We start from the raw sequence: 19,531 nt of genomic DNA, 5'->3' as shown, positions 1-19,531 counted from the left end.
CTGTATACTTATTATGTTTGCTTTTATTAGAACAATAAGCATATTAATAAATTGAGAGGGAAGTTTATGTTAGATCAATTGCGTGCAATGGGGGTTTTTGCTTGCGTTGTAGAAAAAAGCTCTTTTAGCGGAGCCGCTCGGGATTTAGGAATAACAACAAGTGCGGTCAGTCAACAAATCCGTTCATTAGAACAAGAAATGGATGTCACATTACTTCATCGCTCAACACGAAAACTCAGTCTTACAGAGGCTGGGCAGGCATTTTTTTTTAGTTGCCAAGAAATGCTGGCTGCGGCTGAGCGTGGCAAAATTAGAATCAATGAGTTGCGTGATGATTTGGTCGGCGATTTGCGTATTGCAACTACGCCTGAACTCGGTGCATTACATGTCGTTCCAGCACTTTCTCACTGGATGTCAGCGCATAAGGGGTTAGCTGTTCATTTTGAAGCAGACCATCGCTATATTGATTTGATTGAAGAACGTATTGATATTGCGATACGTATGAGTTTAAAAGTTGATGATCCCCAACTAACGATTGTTCCTTTAGCGCGTGTCGATCAGGTTTTAGTTGCATCGCCTAGCTATTTGAACCAAGCACCCTCAATTACTCATCCGCAAGATTTATGTCATCATGAATTATTGCCCATCACTTTGATGCAAAACTTTCAGCACTTTTCATTTCGTCATGGTTTAAGTGGTGATGTCGTGAATGTTGATATGAAGACACGTTTGGGCACAAATAATGTTTTTGTAGCGAAATCACTGTGTCAACAGGGGCTTGGGATCGCACGTATTTTATATATGGATGTTCAAAAAGAACTGATCAGCGGTTCGTTGGTTGAAGTCTTACCAGATTGGCAACTGCCTGTTTATACCTTACAAGCACTCACATCCAAGCGTGAACAATATCCAGTAAAAGTACATCGTTGTATTGATGCACTTAAACAGTATTTTGCTCAACTACCCGGTGGACGTTCCTTACAGGGTGTTGCTTAAGGCGATTGAAATTGCATAGCTTCAAGATTTAAAAAAAGCCATGCTCCTCAACGGAACATGGCTTTTTCTTTATTTACGTCGCTTTTTAGTGAAGGGTTTGAGTGTTTTAGTCTCGGCTAAAACCTCCTCAGATGCTTTAGTTGTACTGGTGTCTTTCTTACTTTTTTTCCGCTTTTTCTTTTTCTTTGGCGTTTCATCCTCAACGGCATCACCATCTTCGATCGCTTGCCAATATTCCAGTTGTTCCATTACGGCAGCATAGATAGAGTTTTTACTATACCTTCCTTTTTTGTCTAATGTACCCACTGGGCGCGCCATTAAGATTTCTAAGGCTTGATCAATGGTATCAATCGCATGTACATGGAATTGTCCCGCTTGAACAGCCTCACTTACGTCTTGACGTAGCATCAGATGTTGCATGTTTTGGCGTGGAATAATCACCCCTTGTTTGCCAGTTAGACCTTGCAACTTACATGCATCATAGAAACCTTCAATTTTGGCATTGACACCACCAATGGGTTGAACTTGACCCAGTTGGTTCATCGACCCTGTAATTGCCCAAGATTGATCAATTGGGATCTGACAGATTGCTGAGATTAAAGCTGACAATTCTGCAACGGTGGCACTGTCACCATCGACTTGTCCATAGCTTTGTTCAAAAGCGAGTGCCGCAGAGAAATGTAGAATTTGCTCACGCCCAAAATGTGCTTTGAGGAAACTAGACATTAGCAACACACCTTTGGCATGAAGTGAGCCACCTAACTCTACGCTACGTTCAATATCAAGAATATCGCCACCACCTTGGTAAACTGAAGCAGTGAGGCGAGAAGGCAAGCCAAATTCAACATCAGCGTAGTGAATCACGGAGAGGGCATTGATTTGACCTAGACGATGTCCTGAGGTTTCGATCAATTGTGTGCCACGCGATAAATCTTGCCAGTACAGCTCACGGAGATAGCCCAAGCGATATTGGCGATGATGCAGGGCTTGATTGACGTGATGATTGGTGACCAGCTTGTCATCCGCTTTAAAGGCATGATGATGGGCTTCTCGAATGAGATCACCAAGTGTCGAAGCGTGTAATGACAAAGAGCTTTGATCTTCAGCTTGGCGACTAGAGTCCGTCAGCAAAGCGGCTAATGCGGAACGATCAAAGGGCAATAGCTTATCTGCTTGCACATAGTCGGCGATCAATTGCATGTAGGCCTGTTCGTTACTGTCATTACGTTGTAATGTATCGGTAAAGTCGGCACGAATCTTAAAGACACTACCAAGCTCAGGTTCTATTTCTAAAATTTCATAATAAATTTCAGGCTCTGCCAGTAAAACCACTTTAATATCTAAAGGAACTGCCGCTGGTTCAATCGAAATGCTACCTGTTAAAGTCAGCATGTGTTCCAAAGACGAAAGCTTGAGTTTTCCTGATTTTAAGGCACGTTTTAAACCTTGCCATGCGTAAGGTTGTTCAAGTAAATGCTCAGCTTCGAGTAATAGAAAACCACCATTGGCGCGATGTAGTGAACCAGGACGAATCAAAGTGAAGTCTGTGGTAATGGTGCCATTATGGGTTAACTGTTCGACATGACCCAATAAATTGTAATGAGTTGGGAAGTCTTCAAAAATGACAGGTGCACCACTGTTTGGCTTGTTTGATGTAATTACATTTGCTTGATAACGCGCAGGCACGCGATTGAATAAAGCAGGGGTAAAATCATCTTCTTCTTGTTCTAAAATAAGTTCGACATTATTAATAATGTCATCAGCATATTGTTTTAAGTATTGTTCGAGATGTTCGACCTCTTTATGTCGGCTTAGAATCTGGTTGATCCTTGGCATTACTACTTGCGCTGCAATGTCACGATTTAAGGTCGAAACTTGATCCCGTGCGTCATCCTCTAAATCGCCTAAGTGTAGACCTAAACGTTCTAGTTTTTTCTCCATATAGCGGAGATTTGATTTGATATCAGCTCGTTCTTGGCTAGTGAGTGTGTTTAGGTCATCTTGAGTTAACTCGTGATATTCATCATTCTTGAGTAACATCGGAATAAAGACATGTTTGTCATTACGAGAAATGAGCTTTAAATCGAGTTCTTCACCTTCTTTGGTGAGTTCAACCAATGCCTGTTGTTGTACCTCACCTGTGTCTTGGCGAATGCGTTCAATACGATTGTGATAACTCTCTGCGCTAAAGCGACGTTCCAATTGCTTTAAGCTGATTTGCCATGCTTGTTGTAGTGCATTTTGGAACTTTGTACCTTGACCCGCAGGAAAACGCAAAGCAATTGGCTGTCTTGGGTTTTTGAAATTATTAACATAGACCCAATCATCAGGAGTCGGCATGGTTTTGGCGTATTGCTGGAGTAAACGTTTAATCATGGTACGTTTACCCAGTCCTGCTGTGCCCACTGCAAAAATGTTATAGCCAGAATAAGGGAGTGAAATCCCAGCCTCAACGGAAGCACGGGCGCGATCTTGACCTAAAAAGTTATTCAGCGGTTTAATGCGTTTAGTCGAGCTTGGGATTTTAGCTAAATCTGGAATATGCGTTAGTTGGTCAGCGCGCAAAGCTGTATTTGTCAGTGTTGGTTGTATATCGGGTTGTTCAAAAGCATTTGGAAAAATATTGGTATTTGCTTTAATCGTGTTTGTTGGTGTTAGAGATAAAGTTGTTGCAGTCATTTGGTCGAGTTTTTGGGTCACTATTGCTATCCAACAAAGAAACGAAAGTTAAGTAATTAAAGGTATACAGTTTTGGGTCTAAAGATCAAGCGAACTTGTGTTTTTTATCGACAAAACAGAATAGGGTCTGTTGACATTTCACAGATGCTTGCGACAGCGGACATTTTTTAGGCGGTGCAAGGCATGTTTTGTGAAATTTAGTCATTCTAAATAAGCGAAGCATAACGCAGTAACGGCAAAAAATGTCCATGTCCCGGAGGGTTATGGCTAGAACTGCCTCAAACTTCGTTATGAAACTTGACAAGGGAGTTGCCATTGCCTACGTTTCATGCCTTGTTTGAGTGGTTTTAGCCAATAACGCAATGCATGGCTGAAATATCAACAGACCCTAATTATTGCATAAAGCAACTTGCAAGCTGAGGCAAGAAACGATTGAATAGGCACATTTGAACATTTTGGAAAATAATAAGCAATGACGACTCAAGCCTCTGGTTGGGCGGCTGCATTTAAAGCATTTTTAGATCGCCGTGCGCTGATTATGTTTTTTCTTGGTTTTTCAGCAGGTATACCGATCCTTTTAATTTTTTCTAGCTTATCTTTATGGCTAGGAGAGGCTGGTATTGATAAAACTGCGGTGACGTTTTTTAGTTGGGCGGCATTGGGCTACTCATTTAAATTTGTTTGGGCGCCATTGATTGATGAGTTGCCAGTTCCATTTTTGACCAAAACATTAGGTCGTCGCCGTGCTTGGCTGTTGATCGCACAATGCCTGATTATTTGTGCGATTTGTATTATGGCTTTTTCTGACCCTGCACTGGGGCAAAGCTATTTAATTCAAATGGCAGCAGGTGCGGTACTGCTGGGCTTCTCTGCGGCAACTCAAGATATTGTGATTGATGCATATCGTATTGAGTTGGCTGAAACAGAAATGCAAACGGTTTTGGCATCGACGTATAATGCAGGCTATCGCATTGGGATGATCGTTGCAGGTGCAGGTGCTTTATTCTTGGCTGCCTATTTAGGTACAGCTAAAGGCAACTATATCTACGAAGCTTGGAAATATACCTATTTGACCATGGCAGCTGTCATGGTGATCGGGATTGTAACCACACTGGTCGTCCGTGAGCCTATAGTTAATCGTATTTATAAAAATTACAAAAAAACAGATTATTACCGTTTGGTGTTTGTCTTTTTTATCGCAGTCGCCACGTTTGTGCTGACTTATATCTATTCGGGTCAACTTACACAGGCGTTGATTCAAGCAACAGCGATTAAAGACACAGCAGCATTATTTGGCTTAGAAGCGTTGCGGTTTTTAACAGCCACTGCCTGTGCTTTATTGATTGGTTTTGGACTGGTCAAAATGGGTGTTGTAAATCAACAGATGGCGAAAGAAACATGGGTTGCACCGATTCTAGATTTCTTTAAACGCTATGGCGTGAAACTCGCGTTGGTGCTGTTGTTGCTGATCGGCTTCTTCCGAATCTCTGACATTATCGCAGGGGTGATTTCCAATGTGTTCTATCAAGATTTGAACTTTAGTAAAGAGCAAATTGCTGAAGCAGTTAAAGTTTATGGTGTCTTGTTTAGTTTGGTTGGTGGTTTCTTGGGTGGTTTGCTGGCACAACGAATGAATATCATGAAGCTGATGTTTATCGGTGCAGTGCTGGCGAGTTCAACCAATTTGATTTTTATTGGCTTAGTAAAATCTGGAAAACCATTAGATCAGGTTCATGTCCAAGTTGGCAATCAGTCTTATCACGTACCTACAGATGAAGTGGGTTTCTGGAAATTACAAGTGCCGCCCGCTGTTTTGAGTGAAGCGAACAAAGTTGAAGTCACTGCATCTTATCTCGATAAAGTGCATGAAAAGCCGATCTCGATTTCACAACCTTATTTGGTTGGAGATGCACAAAAACCACAAATTCAGATGTTGCCTATCACCAGTAATAATGAAATCACCCTACATGAACAATCGGGTAGTATCGTGGTGAGAGGACAGTATTTTGGTGAACCATTAACCGCGACACAAAAAATTGTGGTTGATTTGGATGGTCAAAATTTTGATGCAAAACTAGATCGAAATGGTGTTTTTAGCAGCGTGATTGAAGCGAAACAATTGCTTTCTTCGCCATCTAAGCAACTTGATGTTGCGGTGTTCGATGGCGATCAGTCGATATTATCGATATCGCATCGTTATCAGTCGAATACCAACCTCACCATAGGGAATGAACTGGATGTGAATATTGATCCTTTACCACTGATCAATCCTCAGTCTACTCGGGATGTCGAGATCAAGGGTAAAGTCATCAAACAGTATAGTTCCTTGTGGTTGTATTTTGCGATTGTGGTGGATAATCTTGCTGCTGGTTTGGCTGGCGCAGCATTTATTGCGTTCTTATCGAGCTTAACCAGTGTTTCTTTTACTGCGGTTCAATATGCTATTTTTAGTTCATTAATGACATTAACACCGAAATTATTGGGTGGCTACTCTGGCACAATGGTCAGCAATATGGGCTACCCGAATTTCTTTTTAATGACGACTTTGATTGGTGTTCCAATCTTAATCCTCGTGGTTTGGGTTGCAAAGCTGTTACGCGAGCATGAAAAACCATCAACACAACAGACAGGTGAATAACGATGCGCATGTTACATACGATGCTACGTGTAGGTAATTTAGAACAATCTTTAAAGTTCTACACTGAGGTACTTGGTATGAAATTGCTACGCCAACGCGATTATGAAGAAGGGCGTTTTACCCTTGCTTTTGTTGGCTATGGCGATGAAGAAAACAATACCGTACTTGAGTTAACTCACAATTGGGATACTTCGAGCTATGAGCTTGGTAATGCTTATGGACACATTGCAATTGGTGTAGAAGATGCTTATAAGGCATGTGACGACATCAAAGCGCGTGGTGGAAAAGTGGTTCGTGAAGCAGGTCCGATGAAGGGTGGTGTGACGGTTATCGCTTTTGTTGAAGACCCAGATGGTTATAAGATTGAGTTAATTCAACAGGATCAAAATGCACGTAATAACTAATTTGAATTCATCTTAAGCTGAAGATTTCTCATTTAAAAGCGCTAGCATTATTTATATAGCCCAGTATGATATGTCGATCAAATGGTCAACAATATTGTATTGGGCTTTATTGTACTTAGTGGGTGAGTAGGAATAAGATATGTTCAAAATTTTGGCACTGGATCGTTTTACATTACTCTTGGTTGCGATGGTTGTACTTGCAACATTTTTACCAGTTTCAGGCCAGATTGCATCTTATTTTAATATTCTCACAACCGTTGCTATCGCGATACTTTTCTTCTTACACGGTGCAAAGTTGTCGCGTGAAGCTGTGGTTGAAGGCATGCTGCATTGGAAAATGCATGCTCTCGTCTTTGCGTTTACCTTTCTACTTTTCCCTGCAATCGGCCTCATGGCCCGACCAATCTTAGAGCCGCTTTTGGGACAGCAGTTGTATTGGGGTTTTCTGTTTATGTGCTTTCTGCCATCAACAGTACAATCTTCGATTGCATTTACCTCGATGGCCAAAGGCAATGTCGCAGGTGCTGTGTGTAGTGCATCATTTTCCAATATCATTGGTATGATTATTACGCCTATTTTAGTCAGCTATTTTATTCTTGGACAAAGCCAACATGGTTTTGATCCAACCCAGTCAATTATTCAAATCACACTATTATTATTGGTTCCATTTATATTAGGTCAAATATTGCGCCCTTATATCTTTCCTGCAATGCTCAAACGACCAAGTCTGGTCAAGGTCTTTGATCAAGGCTCTATTTTAATGGTGGTTTATGGGGCGTTCAGCAGTGCCGTAGTTGCTGGTCTATGGCAGCAAGTCAGTGGTTTAACCTTATTGTATTTAATCCTTGCGTGTTCAGTCTTGCTTACCATTGTGATGCTATTGGCTTTCTATCTACCAAAGTGGCTTGGTTTTAATCAAGCGGATCAAGCGACAATTTTCTTTTGCAGTTCAAAGAAGACTTTGGCGAGTGGGGTGCCTATGGCGCAAATTTTATTTATAGGACAACCTTTAGGCATGATTGTTTTACCAATTATGATCTTTCATCAAATCCAGTTGATGGTTTGTGGGATAATTGCCAATCATTGGTCGAAAACAAGACAAGAATAATTCGCTAAATCTGTTTTGTTGGCGTATAATGCTCGGCACTTGTTGGCTTTGCTCTGACCTTTAGAGTCTCGGTGAGTCAAAAGAAATGGTCTGTTGTGGTGTTGATCTGCAAGTGTAAAACACTTTGCTTTCCTCATATTGAGAGTGATCAATTGCGATAACAGCTTAAGCCTTTCTTACTAATTAGGAGCATCGAGCATGCGCGCCGATATTCATCCAAAATACCAAACTTTAGTTGCTACTTGTTCATGTGGTAACGTTATTGAAACTAAATCTGCTTTAGGTAAAGAAACTCTTTATCTTGACGTATGTTCAGCTTGCCACCCATTCTATACTGGTAAACAAAAGAATGTGGATACAGGCGGCCGTATCGACAAATTCAAACAACGTTTTTCTGGTATGTCACGTTCTATCAAACGTTAATATCAAGAAAACAAAAAAAACGGGCAATATGCCCGTTTTTTTATGATCATAAATTTGATGTAGGGGCGTATTAACTACGCCCGATGATCATTTTCTTACATATATTGTGTTTATTGATCTTGTACGTCCGTTAAGCGATCAAGTTTCTTCTGAAAGTAATTGCCTTGTAAGAAACGACTCTCTACATTCCATGCATTTGCAAATAAGTTCATGTCATTCAATTCATTTAAGAATATTTCAACAGGTTTCTGGGCAATGAAATGCAGTACCTTTTCTTGCAAAGCGACCATCTCTTTATCTGATGCAAGCATTTTCGATAATGTCGGGTGAAAACTGACGTATTGGGTGTCGATTTGCTGAAGAATCGTATCGCTATAAATAGAGTTACCAAAATCACGAATAGCAACTTCAGCGCCATATTGGCGAAGTAAAGCAATTTGAGGCTGTGCCTGTGTTAGGTTCTGTTGCAGTGCTTGCTCTGAGAACTGCAAAATAATTGGATGGGCTTGTTTACTTCCAATAATGGTCAGTAATTTTGCAACCAATTCAGGAAGCTTTTTATCACTTAATAGGATGTGATGGTTGAGATTAATAATCAGTTTTGCTTTTGGATATTGGGTAATGAAATTATGTAATTGTTTACATGCCTCTACCAATATCCAGCGGTCTAATTGAACGGATAGCTCAGGATCATCTTTTAAATCAGCAAGATCACTTAAATCCTGCCATTGGTTGTTATGTATAAACCCACTAGAAACTTCATAGGTATGGGTATATTGGTCTTGTTTGTCATAAGTTTGCTGATATTTTAGATGAATATCACCTGTATCTAACTTCTGTTTCAGCTCTTGTAATAGGCTGATTTGAACTGTTTTTGGAATATGTTCGGTGGTTAAACCGATATTGGTATCAATCTTAGGCGTATTAAAGACAGGTAGCGCCAGTAAGAATGCTTTAGAAAGTATGCGTTCAAAATGAGCTTCGTCAGGAATCTGTTTGGTCAGTTCACAATAGCCCAGTTTTAAATGTAATGGGAAGTTGTATTGTTCAGTGATCAGTAGTTGTGGCTTTTGCAGACCGTTCAAACTAATCAATAATGAGTTCAATACCAGGCGAATTCAAACATGAGGTGCGACAGTTTGAAAAGTCTTATGATAATCAACAAGCTGAGCAAATTTCTCTAATGGTGTAAGCCAATCTAACGCTTTTCTAGGACGAGTATTCAGTGACATGGCAACTTGATTTAAATAATGCTGATCTGCCTGATTTAAATCAATCCCTTTAGGTAAATATTGCCTAATTAAACCATTCATATTTTCGCATGTGCCTTTTTGCCAGGGTGAATGTGGGTCACAGAAATATACATCTATGCCTAAATCTTCTTCAAGTATTTTATGTTCTGCCATCTCGCGTCCACGGTCATAGGTCAACGTTTTACGCAGTTCTGCAGGTAAATATTTCAGAGCTTCAGTTAAAGCCTTGCGCACTGATTCTGCCTTTGCATCAGGTAATGTTGCCAAGATACAGAGCCGTGTATTTCGTTCAATAAGTGTTGCTATCGAACTTTTATTGTCTTTACCTTTAATTAAATCAGCTTCCCAATGACCCGGTATTTTTCTTTCTTGAACTTCGGCTGGGCGCTCATGAATAGTTTTAATATCCTGTAATATAGAATCTTTTTTAGGTTCACCGTTAGCTTTTCGCTTTTTATTTTCATGACGCAGACAGGATAATAAGTCTTTTTTCAACTCACCCTTTGGTAATGCTCGTATCGTTGAATAAATCGTTGTATGGCTTACATTCATTGTTTGATCCAAATCAGGAAATGTCTTTAAACGCTTTGCTATTTGCTGAGGAGACCATAAACAACGGATCGCTTCAACAATAAATTTCCAGAGGATTGAATCGATTTTGAGTTTTCTGTGACCACGTCTACGTCTAGCGAAGGTGTTATCAGAAGCATATTGAGCTTGATAAACGTCATTGATGCTATTTCTTTTAAGCTCACGATAGATCGTACTAGGATGTCTTTTAATGAGTTCAGCAAATTTTCTGGCTGAAAAGCCTTCTTTTCTTGACTCAAGCATTAATGCAGTACGATCTTCAAAGTTAAGATGATGGTATGACAATTTTATATACTCCATAAACCCTTTAAATTAATTAGGTGGTTTATGTCGCACTTCAAGTTTTACTCTGCCCCACTTTAGATTCTGCTTGGAATAAAGCGACATAAAGTGCGGTATCAACTTGATATACAGGAACACTCACTTGTTCCTTAATAAAGTTTGGAATATTGGAGAAATAGGCTTTTGTCGCGTGCCAATCCTTTTGAAAAACTTCATTTGGGCAGTTGTTTAGACTAAACAACACCAGTGCATTGGCATTGGCTGGCTGATTTGCGAGTTGTCGGTTAATTTGCTGTAACGCCGTAAATAAGCTCGAACTCTTTTCAGTTACTGTAGTGCTTGGAGCCGCAGCAGCTACAGATTGTTGTATTGTCTCACATTCAATATTGAGTTGGATTTCATCTTCATTGCCAGAAGGGAGGAACTCAACGTGTAGCGGATTATTTTTTATGATGGGATTCTGAGTAAGTAGTTCAAAGCGTGCTTGCTCAAATTGACCCTGTGAGATCTTCTTGAAACGTAACTTAAACTGACTTAAATCTTCAGGCTGTAAAACATCGAGAATCGGTAAACCAACCAAATCGTCGGCACTGTCAAAACCAAATAGCGTTGCATATTCGGTATTTACTTCGATATGAATGCCTTCTTGTAAGATCGCAACGGGTTTATGGCTCTCGGCAACTAGAGATTGGGCTTGGGTTTGAGCTGCTTCTAATTCACTTAATAAACGATGCTCAGCTTGAACCAAACGACTGTAGGAAAGTGTGCGAACGATGTTGATGTAAAATTTTTCTGGCGATTCGAGATTCAATACATCATAAATACCTTTATGAATATAAGTCTGATATTGCTCAGCCTGATAATCATCTGGTTCAAGTAATAAAACCGGTAAGCTAGGCTGTGCTGAGGCCTGAATGAGCGATAGGGTTTGTTCAATTTTCAGATCGTATGCACGACCAAAAATCACAATATCCCAAGCTAAGTTCAGTTGCTTTTCAAATGCTTTAAGGTCATCAAGTAGGGTTGCTTGAATTTGATGATCTTGAGCCGCAAATAATGCCGAAATTTGATTATACCGTAATTGATTATCATCAATGATGAGTAAACGAGTTTCAGTCCGTTTTAGTTTTTTAGAGAGTAAAGAATTTCTCACTTCAATGCTTCCCATAAGTCTTGATCAATTTTATCTAGATTTTTTTGTGCCATAAATCGACGAAGAACAGGTTGTTCTTCATCATTCAGTAGTTCAAATTCGAACTGAACAAAACTTTGGGTAATGAGTTGCGCGTTTAATAAATACACTTTGACTTCCTCTTTCCCCAATCTTAAATGAACAGCTTGGTGTTCCCGAAAAATTTGCGAACCTGGTAATATTAAAGTTGTTTTGGTTTCATCCAAATTTTGGTTTTTTAATAAAAGTACTGGATGATAATTACTAATATGTAGATCGGCTTGGATACGTGCGGCACAAGGGAAAATTTCTTGCGCTAGTATTTCCAAGCCTAGTTCTAAGCTTTTCTCAGAGGACTGTTTGAGCCAGCGAATCACACCACCACGCCAATGTCCATGTGAGGTTTCTTTGACGAGAATATATTCACCTGTTCTTAAGTTCTTGGGTGCATCTCCAGACCACTTAATACGATAACCATTGACACTAATATCCAATATATCTGCTTGATATACCGTTTTGCTCTCACGGTTTAAGCGTTGAATCGCAGACTCTTGATTTTCTGTTGTGTTCTTTTTATCCCAAGCTGACATGAACCTTGATTCATTCTGTAGCCCATAACTATGATCTAGAAATAATGTTTCTGAAAAGTTCTTCGCTTTGGACAGGTAAAAATGTGCGGTCAAAAGACCAAAACAAATATGCAGCTGAGCATTATATTCATAACGCTCATGGCGACGCTCAGCGATCGTTCCTAGAATTGTCTGCACATGAAATTTTAAAGCAGGGGTGAGATAGACTTTTTCGTTTTTGGACACGTATTCCGCATTTTTATGTAGGGTGGCCGTGACATGATCCAATAGGCTATGCGTACTAATAAAAATGTTCGGTAGAAAACCTGAACTTTGCTTTTTATTATAAATCGGTGGGTGATCTTTACTTGTGTCGACCACATATTTGGTTAAGTCTGTTTCTTTGGGTAGAATTTGAACCATCTTCGCCCAATCAAAACTACATTGGAACAGTGCTTGTATTTCAGATTGGCGAATTTGATTGGTATTAAAAATATCCATCAAAATGAGTTGGGCGTAGGCTTGAGAAATATTGCCCAATGAACTCGATGTGCCGTGAACTTGATCTAAGTTGGTATGGTGATATCTATGTGTAACAGCGGCATCATAGAGTTGATGTGCGATGAGCCATTGTCCTGCAACGGGTTCACTGTACAACATATGTTGTTGGTATAAGAGTTGGGTCAGTTGTTGTAAAGATTGGAAGGTTGCCAGTGTTCTTGCGGTCTGCAAATTCTTCTTTTGATTGAGTGCAAATATCGAGAATTTCTGCTGGTCTAGCTGTTCATTGCTACGACGAACAATATTGATATAAACCGCTGCAAAGTAGCAGCGTAATAGCATCGCGAGTTCAATGATATGTTCATTGCGATCAGAGCTAATCACACCTTGATTGAAAAAATTCTTTTCTAAACTGCCTAAAACATTTTCGATGGTCGGGTGTAACACTTGGACTAAGTCAAAACGCAAGGTTTCCGAACATTCTAACTCGCTGAGTTCTAATAAAGCGGCAAAGAGTGCTTTGGATGTATCGCCCAATTGCATGATGGATAGATTGGAAATCCATTCATTCAAACTTTTGGTGTTTGTGTCACAAAAACTCAGTTTGTCCCGTCTTAGTACAGTTGGAATTTGAAAAATATCCGAAAAAGCTGTGTTCATCATTGTGTTATCAATCTCAGAATGTTTGAGCCCCAAAAAGCGGTGTTTTATTTTTTTCGCCCGCAATTTCCCTCACAAGTTTTGGAACTAAATATCCCGGTAAACTTGCTAATATATCACTGTATATATGGTCTATCTCTGAAGACCTTAAATCAAAATGTTGAGCACCTTTGACTTTATCTAAAACATGCAGGTAATACGGCATTACTCTTGCTTCAAATAAACGGCTACTCAACTCAGTCAACGTTTTTGCAGAATCATTCACACCTTTGAGTAAAACCGCCTGATTTAACACGGTAATATGATGTAATGATAACTGTAATAACTTTGAGCAAGTGTAATCATCAAGCTCAGCTGCGTGATTTGAGTGTACCACTACTATTATGCGTAGCCTACTGTTTTTTAAAATAGAAATCAGCTCTTTATCGACACGGTTGGGGATAACAATCGGAACGCGTGAATGAATTCTCAGTATTTTAATTTGAGGGAGAGATGCTAGACGTTCTAGCCATAAAGCGAGTTTTCGGTTGCTGAGGGTGAGTGGATCACCGCCACTTAAAATGACTTCATTGATCTTCGGATTTTGCTCAATGTACTGCTTAATATTTATCCAATCATCATTCTTAGGCAGATTTTCTTGATATGGAAAATGACGGCGAAAACAATAGCGACAGTGAATCGCACATGCGCCCGTTAAAGTGAGTAAAAACCGTGATTGGTATTTGTGTAAAACACCTGCCATTTGGTTGGCGGCTTCTTCACCTAATGGGTCGGTAACGAAGGCTGGATGTTCTTCAAGTTCTAAATGGTGTGGTAAAACTTGCAGTAATAACGGGTCTAAAGGATCGCCAATGTTCATTTTCCCTACGAATGCACGAGGAACACGTAATTTGAACTGCTCAGAGGCGAGGATTGCCCCAGATAATAACTGTTCGGTAGATAGCTCAAGCAGATTTAACAGCTCTAAAGGATCGGTAATTAGATCACTGAGTTGTGATTGCCAGTTTTTCTCTTGATGTAAATAGTTTATCATGCCATACGTAAAAATAGTGTTAGCCGCAGCTGTGTGCCTAGTCTAGCATTAATAGATTTGAGTTTTAAGTTTGGAGTGCGCCTTTCATGGCCTATTATTCTACAAATGATTTTAAAGCAGGCCTTAAGGTCATGCTTGATGGCAACCCATGTTCAATCATGGAAAATGAATATGTGAAACCAGGTAAAGGTCAAGCATTTAACCGCGTAAAATTGCGTAATTTACGTTCTGGTAAAGTATTAGAAAAAACGTTTAAGTCAGGTGACTCTTTGGAAGCGGCTGATATTGTAGAAGTTGAAATGGAATACCTCTACAACGATGGCGAACTTTGGAATTTCATGGATCCTGTCTCTTTCGAGCAAATCGCTGCAGATAAAACTGCGATGGGTGATGCTGCGAAATGGTTAAAAGACGACTCAAATGAAAAATGTACCATTATGTTATTTAATGGCGTACCTTTGACCGTAAGCCCACCTAACTTCGTGGTTCTTAAAATCATTGAAACTGATCCAGGTGTACGTGGTGATACTTCTGGCGGTGGTGGTAAACCTGCTAAATTAGAAACAGGTGCTGTGGTACGTGTTCCGTTATTCGTACAGCAAGAAGAAAGCGTTCGTGTAGACACCCGTACCGGTGATTATTTAGAACGTGCATAATCGAATCTAACGATAAGATTATCGAGGGGATGATGAAAATCATCCCTTTTTTTATGCCAAAGTATTAGATAAATCAACTTTTAAAAACGATAAACTTACGAAGATATTTCCGAAGAGAAAATATAGGTATGGAAAGCCATGTAACAACTAACGAAAAGTTATGTATTTGAGAGGTTCTGAATGGAAACAACACAAACAAAATCATCACTTCCCTCCAAACTTTTATGGAGTTTGGTTGCCATTGTAGGCGCTATCTCATTTGGGATACTCGCAGTGAGTCGAGGTGAACATGTCAATGCAGTTTGGCTGGTCCTTGCTGCGGTCTGTGTGTATAGCATTGCTTATCGGTTCTATAGTTTATTTATCGCGACTAAAGTTTTTGAGTTAAACCCTAAACGGTTGACCCCAGCGCATCGCTTGAATGATGGTCTGGACTATGTGCCAACCAATAAATACGTTTTATTTGGTCATCACTTTGCCGCAATTGCAGGTGCAGGACCATTAGTTGGACCTATTCTAGCTGCACAAATGGGATATTTACCCGGAACAATTTGGCTGTTAGTGGGTGTGGTCATCGCAGGTGCAGTACAAGATTTCTTGGTGTTATTCATCTCTACCAGACGCGACGGTCGCTCATTGGGTGAAATGGCAAAACAGGAATTGGGCACCTTTGCTGGTGTGATTGTCATGCTGGGTACGTTAGGCGTGATGGTGATTATCCTTGCTGTATTGGCCTTAGTCGTGGTCAAAGCACTGGCCGAAAGTCCATGGGGGGTATTTAGTATTGCGGCAACCATTCCAATCGCACTGTTCATGGGCATATACATGCGCTATCTGCGCCCCGGTAAAATTGCAGAGGTTTCGATTATCGGCTTTGTCCTGATGATGGCGGCAATTGTATTTGGTGGCGATGTTGCCAAACATCCTTATTGGGGTGAGTTTTTTACCTTAACTGGAACGCAACTAACGTGGGGACTGATAATCTATGGCTTTATTGCCTCAGTGTTACCCGTTTGGTTGTTACTGGCACCGCGTGATTATCTCTCTACATTCCTTAAAATTGGTGTGATCGCAGGTCTTGCAGTCGGTATTTTATTTGCGATGCCTGAGTTAAAAATGCCAGCAGTGACGCATTTTGTTGATGGAACAGGTCCTGTTTTTTCTGGAAGTTTATTTCCTTTCTTATTTATTACCATTGCTTGTGGTGCGATTTCAGGTTTCCATGCCTTGGTTGCGTCAGGCACAACCCCAAAACTGGTGGATAACGAAGTCAATATTCGTGTGATTGGCTATGGTGGTATGTTGATGGAATCATTCGTCGGTATTATGGCGATGATTTGTGCCACTGTTTTAGATCCGGGTATTTATTTTGCGATTAATGCACCAGCAGCAGTTTTGGGAACAAGTGTTGAAACTGCTGCGGAAGCAGTACGAAATCTAGGTTTTGTGGTAACCCCTGAAATGTTGACTGTTTTGGCACATGAAGTGGGGGAAAGCTCGATTTTATCGCGTACAGGTGGTGCACCAACCTTTGCAATTGGTATGGCGCATATCATCTCGGAAATTTTTAATAATCGTTCGATGATGGCATTTTGGTATCACTTTGCGATTTTATTTGAAGCTTTATTTATTTTAACAGCGGTAGATGCCGGTACACGTGCATGTCGTTTCATGGTGCAAGATACGGTGGGTATCGTTGTTCCAGCAGTGAAAAACTCAAGTTCATTCGTTGGGAACTTAATCGGAACGTTTGTTGCGGTTGCAGGTTGGGGATACTTTGTCTATCAAGGTGTGGTCGACCCTCTAGGTGGTATCAATTCTTTATGGCCTTTATTTGGTATCGGTAACCAGATCCTTGCATCGATGGCATTGATTTTAGGTACGGTTATTCTATTTAAAATGAAAAAAGAAAAATATGTTTGGGTTACGATTGTACCGACTGTTTTCTTGATCATTACTTCAATGACCGCTGGATGGCAAAAGATTTTCCATGACAATCCTAAAATTGGTTTCCTTGCTCAAGCCAATCGTTTTTCGGATGCGATTGCACGTGGTGAAGTACTTGCTCCAGCAAAATCTGTGGCTGAGATGCAGACTATTGTATTGTCAAATCAGATTAATGCAGGGTTGTGCGCGTTCTTTATGATTGTTGCAATTGTGATGATTATTGCCTCGATTGGCGCGATTCGTAGAGCCTTGGCAAGTCCAACACCAACAGCCAATGAAGCACCTGCGGTCTATACCGAAACGCCGATGACTGCAAATAGTATCAAAGGAGAGTGATGATGGATTTTAAAATTGCTCGTAAAGGAAGTGCAGTGATTGTGAAGATCATTAAATTCACCATCATGTCGCAAAAACATTTGTTATTGTCACCAAGAAACTGGTCGAAAATCGCGGTTTTATGGCAGCATTTGCAACAGAGTTTTCGTTTAATGGTCGGTGTACCTGACTATGAAAATTATGTGCAACATATGAAAACACACCATCCAGATTTAACCCCAATGGATGCTAAAACTTTTTATCGTCACTGTGTAGATTCGCGCTATCCAAGTGCGGGCGGTGGGATGAAGAAATGCCCTTGTTAGAAATAGAAATTATTTGATTTCTTTGAAAAAAATCTAAAACAGTGTATGTTGATTCATACACTGTTTTATTTTTGGGGGATAGAATAATGTGGGGTCTGGAAAAAGTTTCAGTTCAAGAAAACAATCAGCAAAATCAAAAAATACAACAAGATATTCATCATTATGGGCATAAGATCGAAAGTTTTTTGCTCGAAGTGAATCAGCTTATTTTGGATAAACCACAGCAAACCAAATTGGCGCTGACGTGTTTATTAGCTGGTGGTCATGTGCTGTTTGAGGATTTACCCGGACTTGGAAAAACAACCTTAGCCAGTGCATTGGCACGTTTAACAGGTTTGCAGTTTCAACGGATTCAATTTACCAATGACATGCTGGCAAGTGATGTGATTGGGATTAATATGTTTAACCAGAAAGAACATTTATTTGAGTTTAAAAAAGGGCCTATTTTCACTCAAATTTTGCTGGCAGATGAAATCAATCGCTGTAGCCCAAAAACCCAAAGTGCCTTGCTGGAAGCAATGGAAGAAGGGGCGGTCACTGTCGATGGTGTACATTATGAATTGCCACAGCCTTTCTGGGTCCTCGCCACACAAAACCCATTATTTCAAAGTGGTACTTATGCATTGCCAGAGTCGCAATTGGATCGCTTTTTAATGCGCTTGTCTCTCGGTTATCCATCACGCCAAGCTGAGAAATTACTCTTACAGCAAAGTTCCCGTCATGTCTTGATTCATCAGCTAGCGGCTGCATTTGATCAAGCCGATATATTACATTTGCGTTCATTGGCTCAGCAGGTATTTTTAAGCAATGCCGTCTTAAATTATATTTTAGATTTGGCTGCTGAAACACGTAAACAACGGCATGGTCTGTCAACGCGTGGTGTTTTGGCACTTAAAGCGGCAGCACAAGCGTATGCATTGGTTGAAGGTCGTAGCTTTGTCACCACAGATGATGTGCAGACTGTTTTCGTGGCTGTAGTTGCGCATCGTTTAAGCATAGCAGAAGTGGACGTGAAACAAATTTTGCAATTGGTCGATGTGTTGTAGTTGAGGATAGATGCATGCAAAGCCGATTCAAACAGCAAGTTCGGCAGTGGATTGCAAAGCGCTTTCGGGTTGATCGCAGCAAAACGCTGTTGCAAAAAGATATTTTGGTTTTTATTCATACACATGGTTTTTTATATCTTGCTCTGATTCTAATTACTTTTATCGCTGGCATTAACTATGGCAATAATCTGATTTTAGGGTTTTGCTTCTTGTTAAGTGCGATTTTATGTATTAGTTTTTATTTAACCTTTAAACAGTTGCACGCTTTACATATTGAAGTCGTGAACACTGAAGTCGGACAAGTGGGGCAGGTATTAACACTTAAACTTTTTCTGAAACAGAAATCAAATGTAGCTCGATATTTACGAGTTCAATGGCACGATCAGGAACAAATTTTTTATTTAGACCAAGCACAGCAAAGTCTTGAACTGGGTTTTTTTCCGCAACAACGTGGCGAATATGCTTTTGATACGATTAAAATCTATTCGACCTATCCTTTGGGATTGGTTCGCGCTTGGACCTATTTAAATCTAAAGCAAAAGGTATGGATTGCACCTAAGGCTTATGATTGGCAAAAAGAACATAAAAATCAACCATCACATACCAACGATAGTCTGGATGAATTTCGTGAGCTAAGAACTTTTCAGCAAGGGGATTCTTATCAAAATGTGGCATGGAAACAAGTCGCACGGGGACAAGGCTTTTTTATCAAAATGTTTGAAGCTCAAGCCAATCATCAACATTTAGAGATTGATTATCAGCAGATACCCGTACAAAGTCATGAAGAAAAATTAAGCTTTATGATGGGATTGATTGAGCAGTGTGAACAGTTTGGAGATGATTATGCCTTGATTCTGCCACATGCTCGGTTGGAAAGTGGGCAAGGATCATCTCAGTTGATTCAAGCAAAACGCTTACTTGCGCAGGCCTAAG

The 19,531-nt window shown here is 40.2% G+C and carries 14 protein-coding genes and 2 pseudogenes; 10 read left to right on the top strand and 6 right to left on the bottom strand.

What is annotated here, in order from left to right; all coding sequences use genetic code 11:
• Positions 1-66: 66 nt before the first annotated feature.
• Complete coding sequence (locus F991_RS12665; RefSeq protein WP_004671886.1) at positions 67-996, top strand: LysR family transcriptional regulator; 930 nt, start codon at positions 67-69, stop codon at positions 994-996.
• 69 nt (positions 997-1,065) lie between these two features.
• Here F991_RS12665 and F991_RS12660 read toward each other — a convergent pair whose 3' ends face one another.
• Positions 1,066-3,696 (bottom strand): Lon protease family protein, encoded by a 2,631-nt coding sequence (locus F991_RS12660; RefSeq protein ID WP_004671885.1) that lies wholly within the window; start codon positions 3,694-3,696, stop codon positions 1,066-1,068.
• Positions 3,697-4,147: 451 nt separating this feature from the next.
• Here F991_RS12660 and F991_RS12655 point away from each other — a divergent pair, with 451 nt between their 5' ends.
• The 4 genes from F991_RS12655 to rpmE all read left to right on the top strand — a co-directional run bounded on the left by F991_RS12655 (position 4,148) and on the right by rpmE (position 8,248).
• A complete protein-coding gene (locus tag F991_RS12655; protein ID WP_004671884.1) occupies positions 4,148-6,313 on the top strand; it encodes an AmpG family muropeptide MFS transporter in 2,166 nt (721 codons plus the stop codon).
• Between the two features lie 2 nt (positions 6,314-6,315).
• Complete coding sequence (gloA, locus tag F991_RS12650; RefSeq protein ID WP_004671883.1) at positions 6,316-6,717, top strand: lactoylglutathione lyase; 402 nt, start codon at positions 6,316-6,318, stop codon at positions 6,715-6,717.
• Between the two features lie 139 nt (positions 6,718-6,856).
• On the top strand, positions 6,857-7,825 hold the full coding sequence (locus F991_RS12645; protein ID WP_004671882.1) for a bile acid:sodium symporter family protein: 969 nt from the start codon (positions 6,857-6,859) through the stop codon (positions 7,823-7,825).
• Between the two features lie 198 nt (positions 7,826-8,023).
• Positions 8,024-8,248, top strand: a complete 225-nt coding sequence (gene rpmE, locus F991_RS12640; RefSeq protein WP_004671881.1) for a 50S ribosomal protein L31 — start codon at positions 8,024-8,026, stop codon at positions 8,246-8,248.
• 110 nt (positions 8,249-8,358) lie between these two features.
• Here the strand turns inward: rpmE and F991_RS12635 are convergent.
• The 5 genes and pseudogenes from F991_RS12635 to epmB all read right to left on the bottom strand — a co-directional run.
• Positions 8,359-9,357 (bottom strand): annotated as a pseudogene (locus F991_RS12635) (EAL domain-containing protein); the annotation flags it as partial.
• Between the two features lie 9 nt (positions 9,358-9,366).
• Positions 9,367-10,335 (bottom strand): IS30 family transposase, encoded by a 969-nt coding sequence (locus F991_RS12630; RefSeq protein ID WP_081398964.1) that lies wholly within the window; start codon positions 10,333-10,335, stop codon positions 9,367-9,369.
• A gap of 115 nt (positions 10,336-10,450) precedes the next feature.
• Positions 10,451-11,542 (bottom strand): annotated as a pseudogene (locus F991_RS12625) (PAS domain S-box protein); the annotation flags it as partial.
• On the bottom strand, positions 11,524-13,278 hold the full coding sequence (locus F991_RS12620) for a hypothetical protein (RefSeq protein ID WP_004671878.1): 1,755 nt from the start codon (positions 13,276-13,278) through the stop codon (positions 11,524-11,526). The pseudogene F991_RS12625 and the gene F991_RS12620, both read right to left, overlap by 19 nt.
• A gap of 13 nt (positions 13,279-13,291) precedes the next feature.
• Entirely contained in the window at positions 13,292-14,308 is a 1,017-nt protein-coding gene (gene epmB, locus F991_RS12615) for an EF-P beta-lysylation protein EpmB (protein WP_004671877.1), read from the bottom strand.
• Between the two features lie 86 nt (positions 14,309-14,394).
• On the opposite strand from epmB, the gene efp reads away from it, so the two are divergent.
• The 5 genes from efp to F991_RS12590 all read left to right on the top strand — a co-directional run bounded on the left by efp (position 14,395) and on the right by F991_RS12590 (position 19,530).
• On the top strand, positions 14,395-14,964 hold the full coding sequence (efp, locus tag F991_RS12610) for an elongation factor P (RefSeq protein WP_004671876.1): 570 nt from the start codon (positions 14,395-14,397) through the stop codon (positions 14,962-14,964).
• A gap of 180 nt (positions 14,965-15,144) precedes the next feature.
• A complete protein-coding gene (locus tag F991_RS12605; protein ID WP_004671875.1) occupies positions 15,145-17,247 on the top strand; it encodes a carbon starvation CstA family protein in 2,103 nt (700 codons plus the stop codon).
• Entirely contained in the window at positions 17,247-17,552 is a 306-nt protein-coding gene (locus F991_RS12600) for a YbdD/YjiX family protein (protein ID WP_171063447.1), read from the top strand. The genes F991_RS12605 and F991_RS12600 overlap by 1 nt, the downstream gene beginning before the upstream one ends.
• 86 nt (positions 17,553-17,638) lie before the next feature.
• Positions 17,639-18,598, top strand: coding sequence for an AAA family ATPase (locus F991_RS12595; RefSeq protein ID WP_004671873.1), 960 nt, complete (start codon positions 17,639-17,641; stop codon positions 18,596-18,598).
• 14 nt (positions 18,599-18,612) lie between these two features.
• Complete coding sequence (locus F991_RS12590; RefSeq protein WP_004671871.1) at positions 18,613-19,530, top strand: DUF58 domain-containing protein; 918 nt, start codon at positions 18,613-18,615, stop codon at positions 19,528-19,530.
• Position 19,531: the final 1 nt, after the last annotated feature.

Source organism: Acinetobacter sp. CIP-A165 (assembly GCF_000367985.1).
Taxonomy (GTDB): Bacteria; Pseudomonadota; Gammaproteobacteria; order Pseudomonadales; family Moraxellaceae; genus Acinetobacter.
The sequence above is the reverse complement of the archived record's forward strand: the minus strand, read 5'-3'. Positions and strand labels throughout refer to the sequence as shown.

What these genes read in the sequence shown, in the direction of transcription:
- F991_RS12665 (WP_004671886.1), top strand. Translation starts at nt 67, where the DNA reads ATGTTAGATCAATTGCGTGCAATGGGGGTTTTTGCTTGCGTTGTAGAA.
- F991_RS12655 (WP_004671884.1), top strand. Translation starts at nt 4,148, where the DNA reads ATGACGACTCAAGCCTCTGGTTGGGCGGCTGCATTTAAAGCATTTTTA.
- gloA (WP_004671883.1), top strand. Translation starts at nt 6,316, where the DNA reads ATGCGCATGTTACATACGATGCTACGTGTAGGTAATTTAGAACAATCT.
- F991_RS12645 (WP_004671882.1), top strand. Translation starts at nt 6,857, where the DNA reads ATGTTCAAAATTTTGGCACTGGATCGTTTTACATTACTCTTGGTTGCG.
- rpmE (WP_004671881.1), top strand. Translation starts at nt 8,024, where the DNA reads ATGCGCGCCGATATTCATCCAAAATACCAAACTTTAGTTGCTACTTGT.
- F991_RS12630 (WP_081398964.1), bottom strand. Translation starts at nt 10,335, where the DNA reads ATGCTTGAGTCAAGAAAAGAAGGCTTTTCAGCCAGAAAATTTGCTGAA.
- F991_RS12620 (WP_004671878.1), bottom strand. Translation starts at nt 13,278, where the DNA reads ATGATGAACACAGCTTTTTCGGATATTTTTCAAATTCCAACTGTACTA.
- epmB (WP_004671877.1), bottom strand. Translation starts at nt 14,308, where the DNA reads ATGATAAACTATTTACATCAAGAGAAAAACTGGCAATCACAACTCAGT.
- efp (WP_004671876.1), top strand. Translation starts at nt 14,395, where the DNA reads ATGGCCTATTATTCTACAAATGATTTTAAAGCAGGCCTTAAGGTCATG.
- F991_RS12605 (WP_004671875.1), top strand. Translation starts at nt 15,145, where the DNA reads ATGGAAACAACACAAACAAAATCATCACTTCCCTCCAAACTTTTATGG.
- F991_RS12600 (WP_171063447.1), top strand. Translation starts at nt 17,247, where the DNA reads ATGATGGATTTTAAAATTGCTCGTAAAGGAAGTGCAGTGATTGTGAAG.
- F991_RS12595 (WP_004671873.1), top strand. Translation starts at nt 17,639, where the DNA reads ATGTGGGGTCTGGAAAAAGTTTCAGTTCAAGAAAACAATCAGCAAAAT.
- F991_RS12590 (WP_004671871.1), top strand. Translation starts at nt 18,613, where the DNA reads ATGCAAAGCCGATTCAAACAGCAAGTTCGGCAGTGGATTGCAAAGCGC.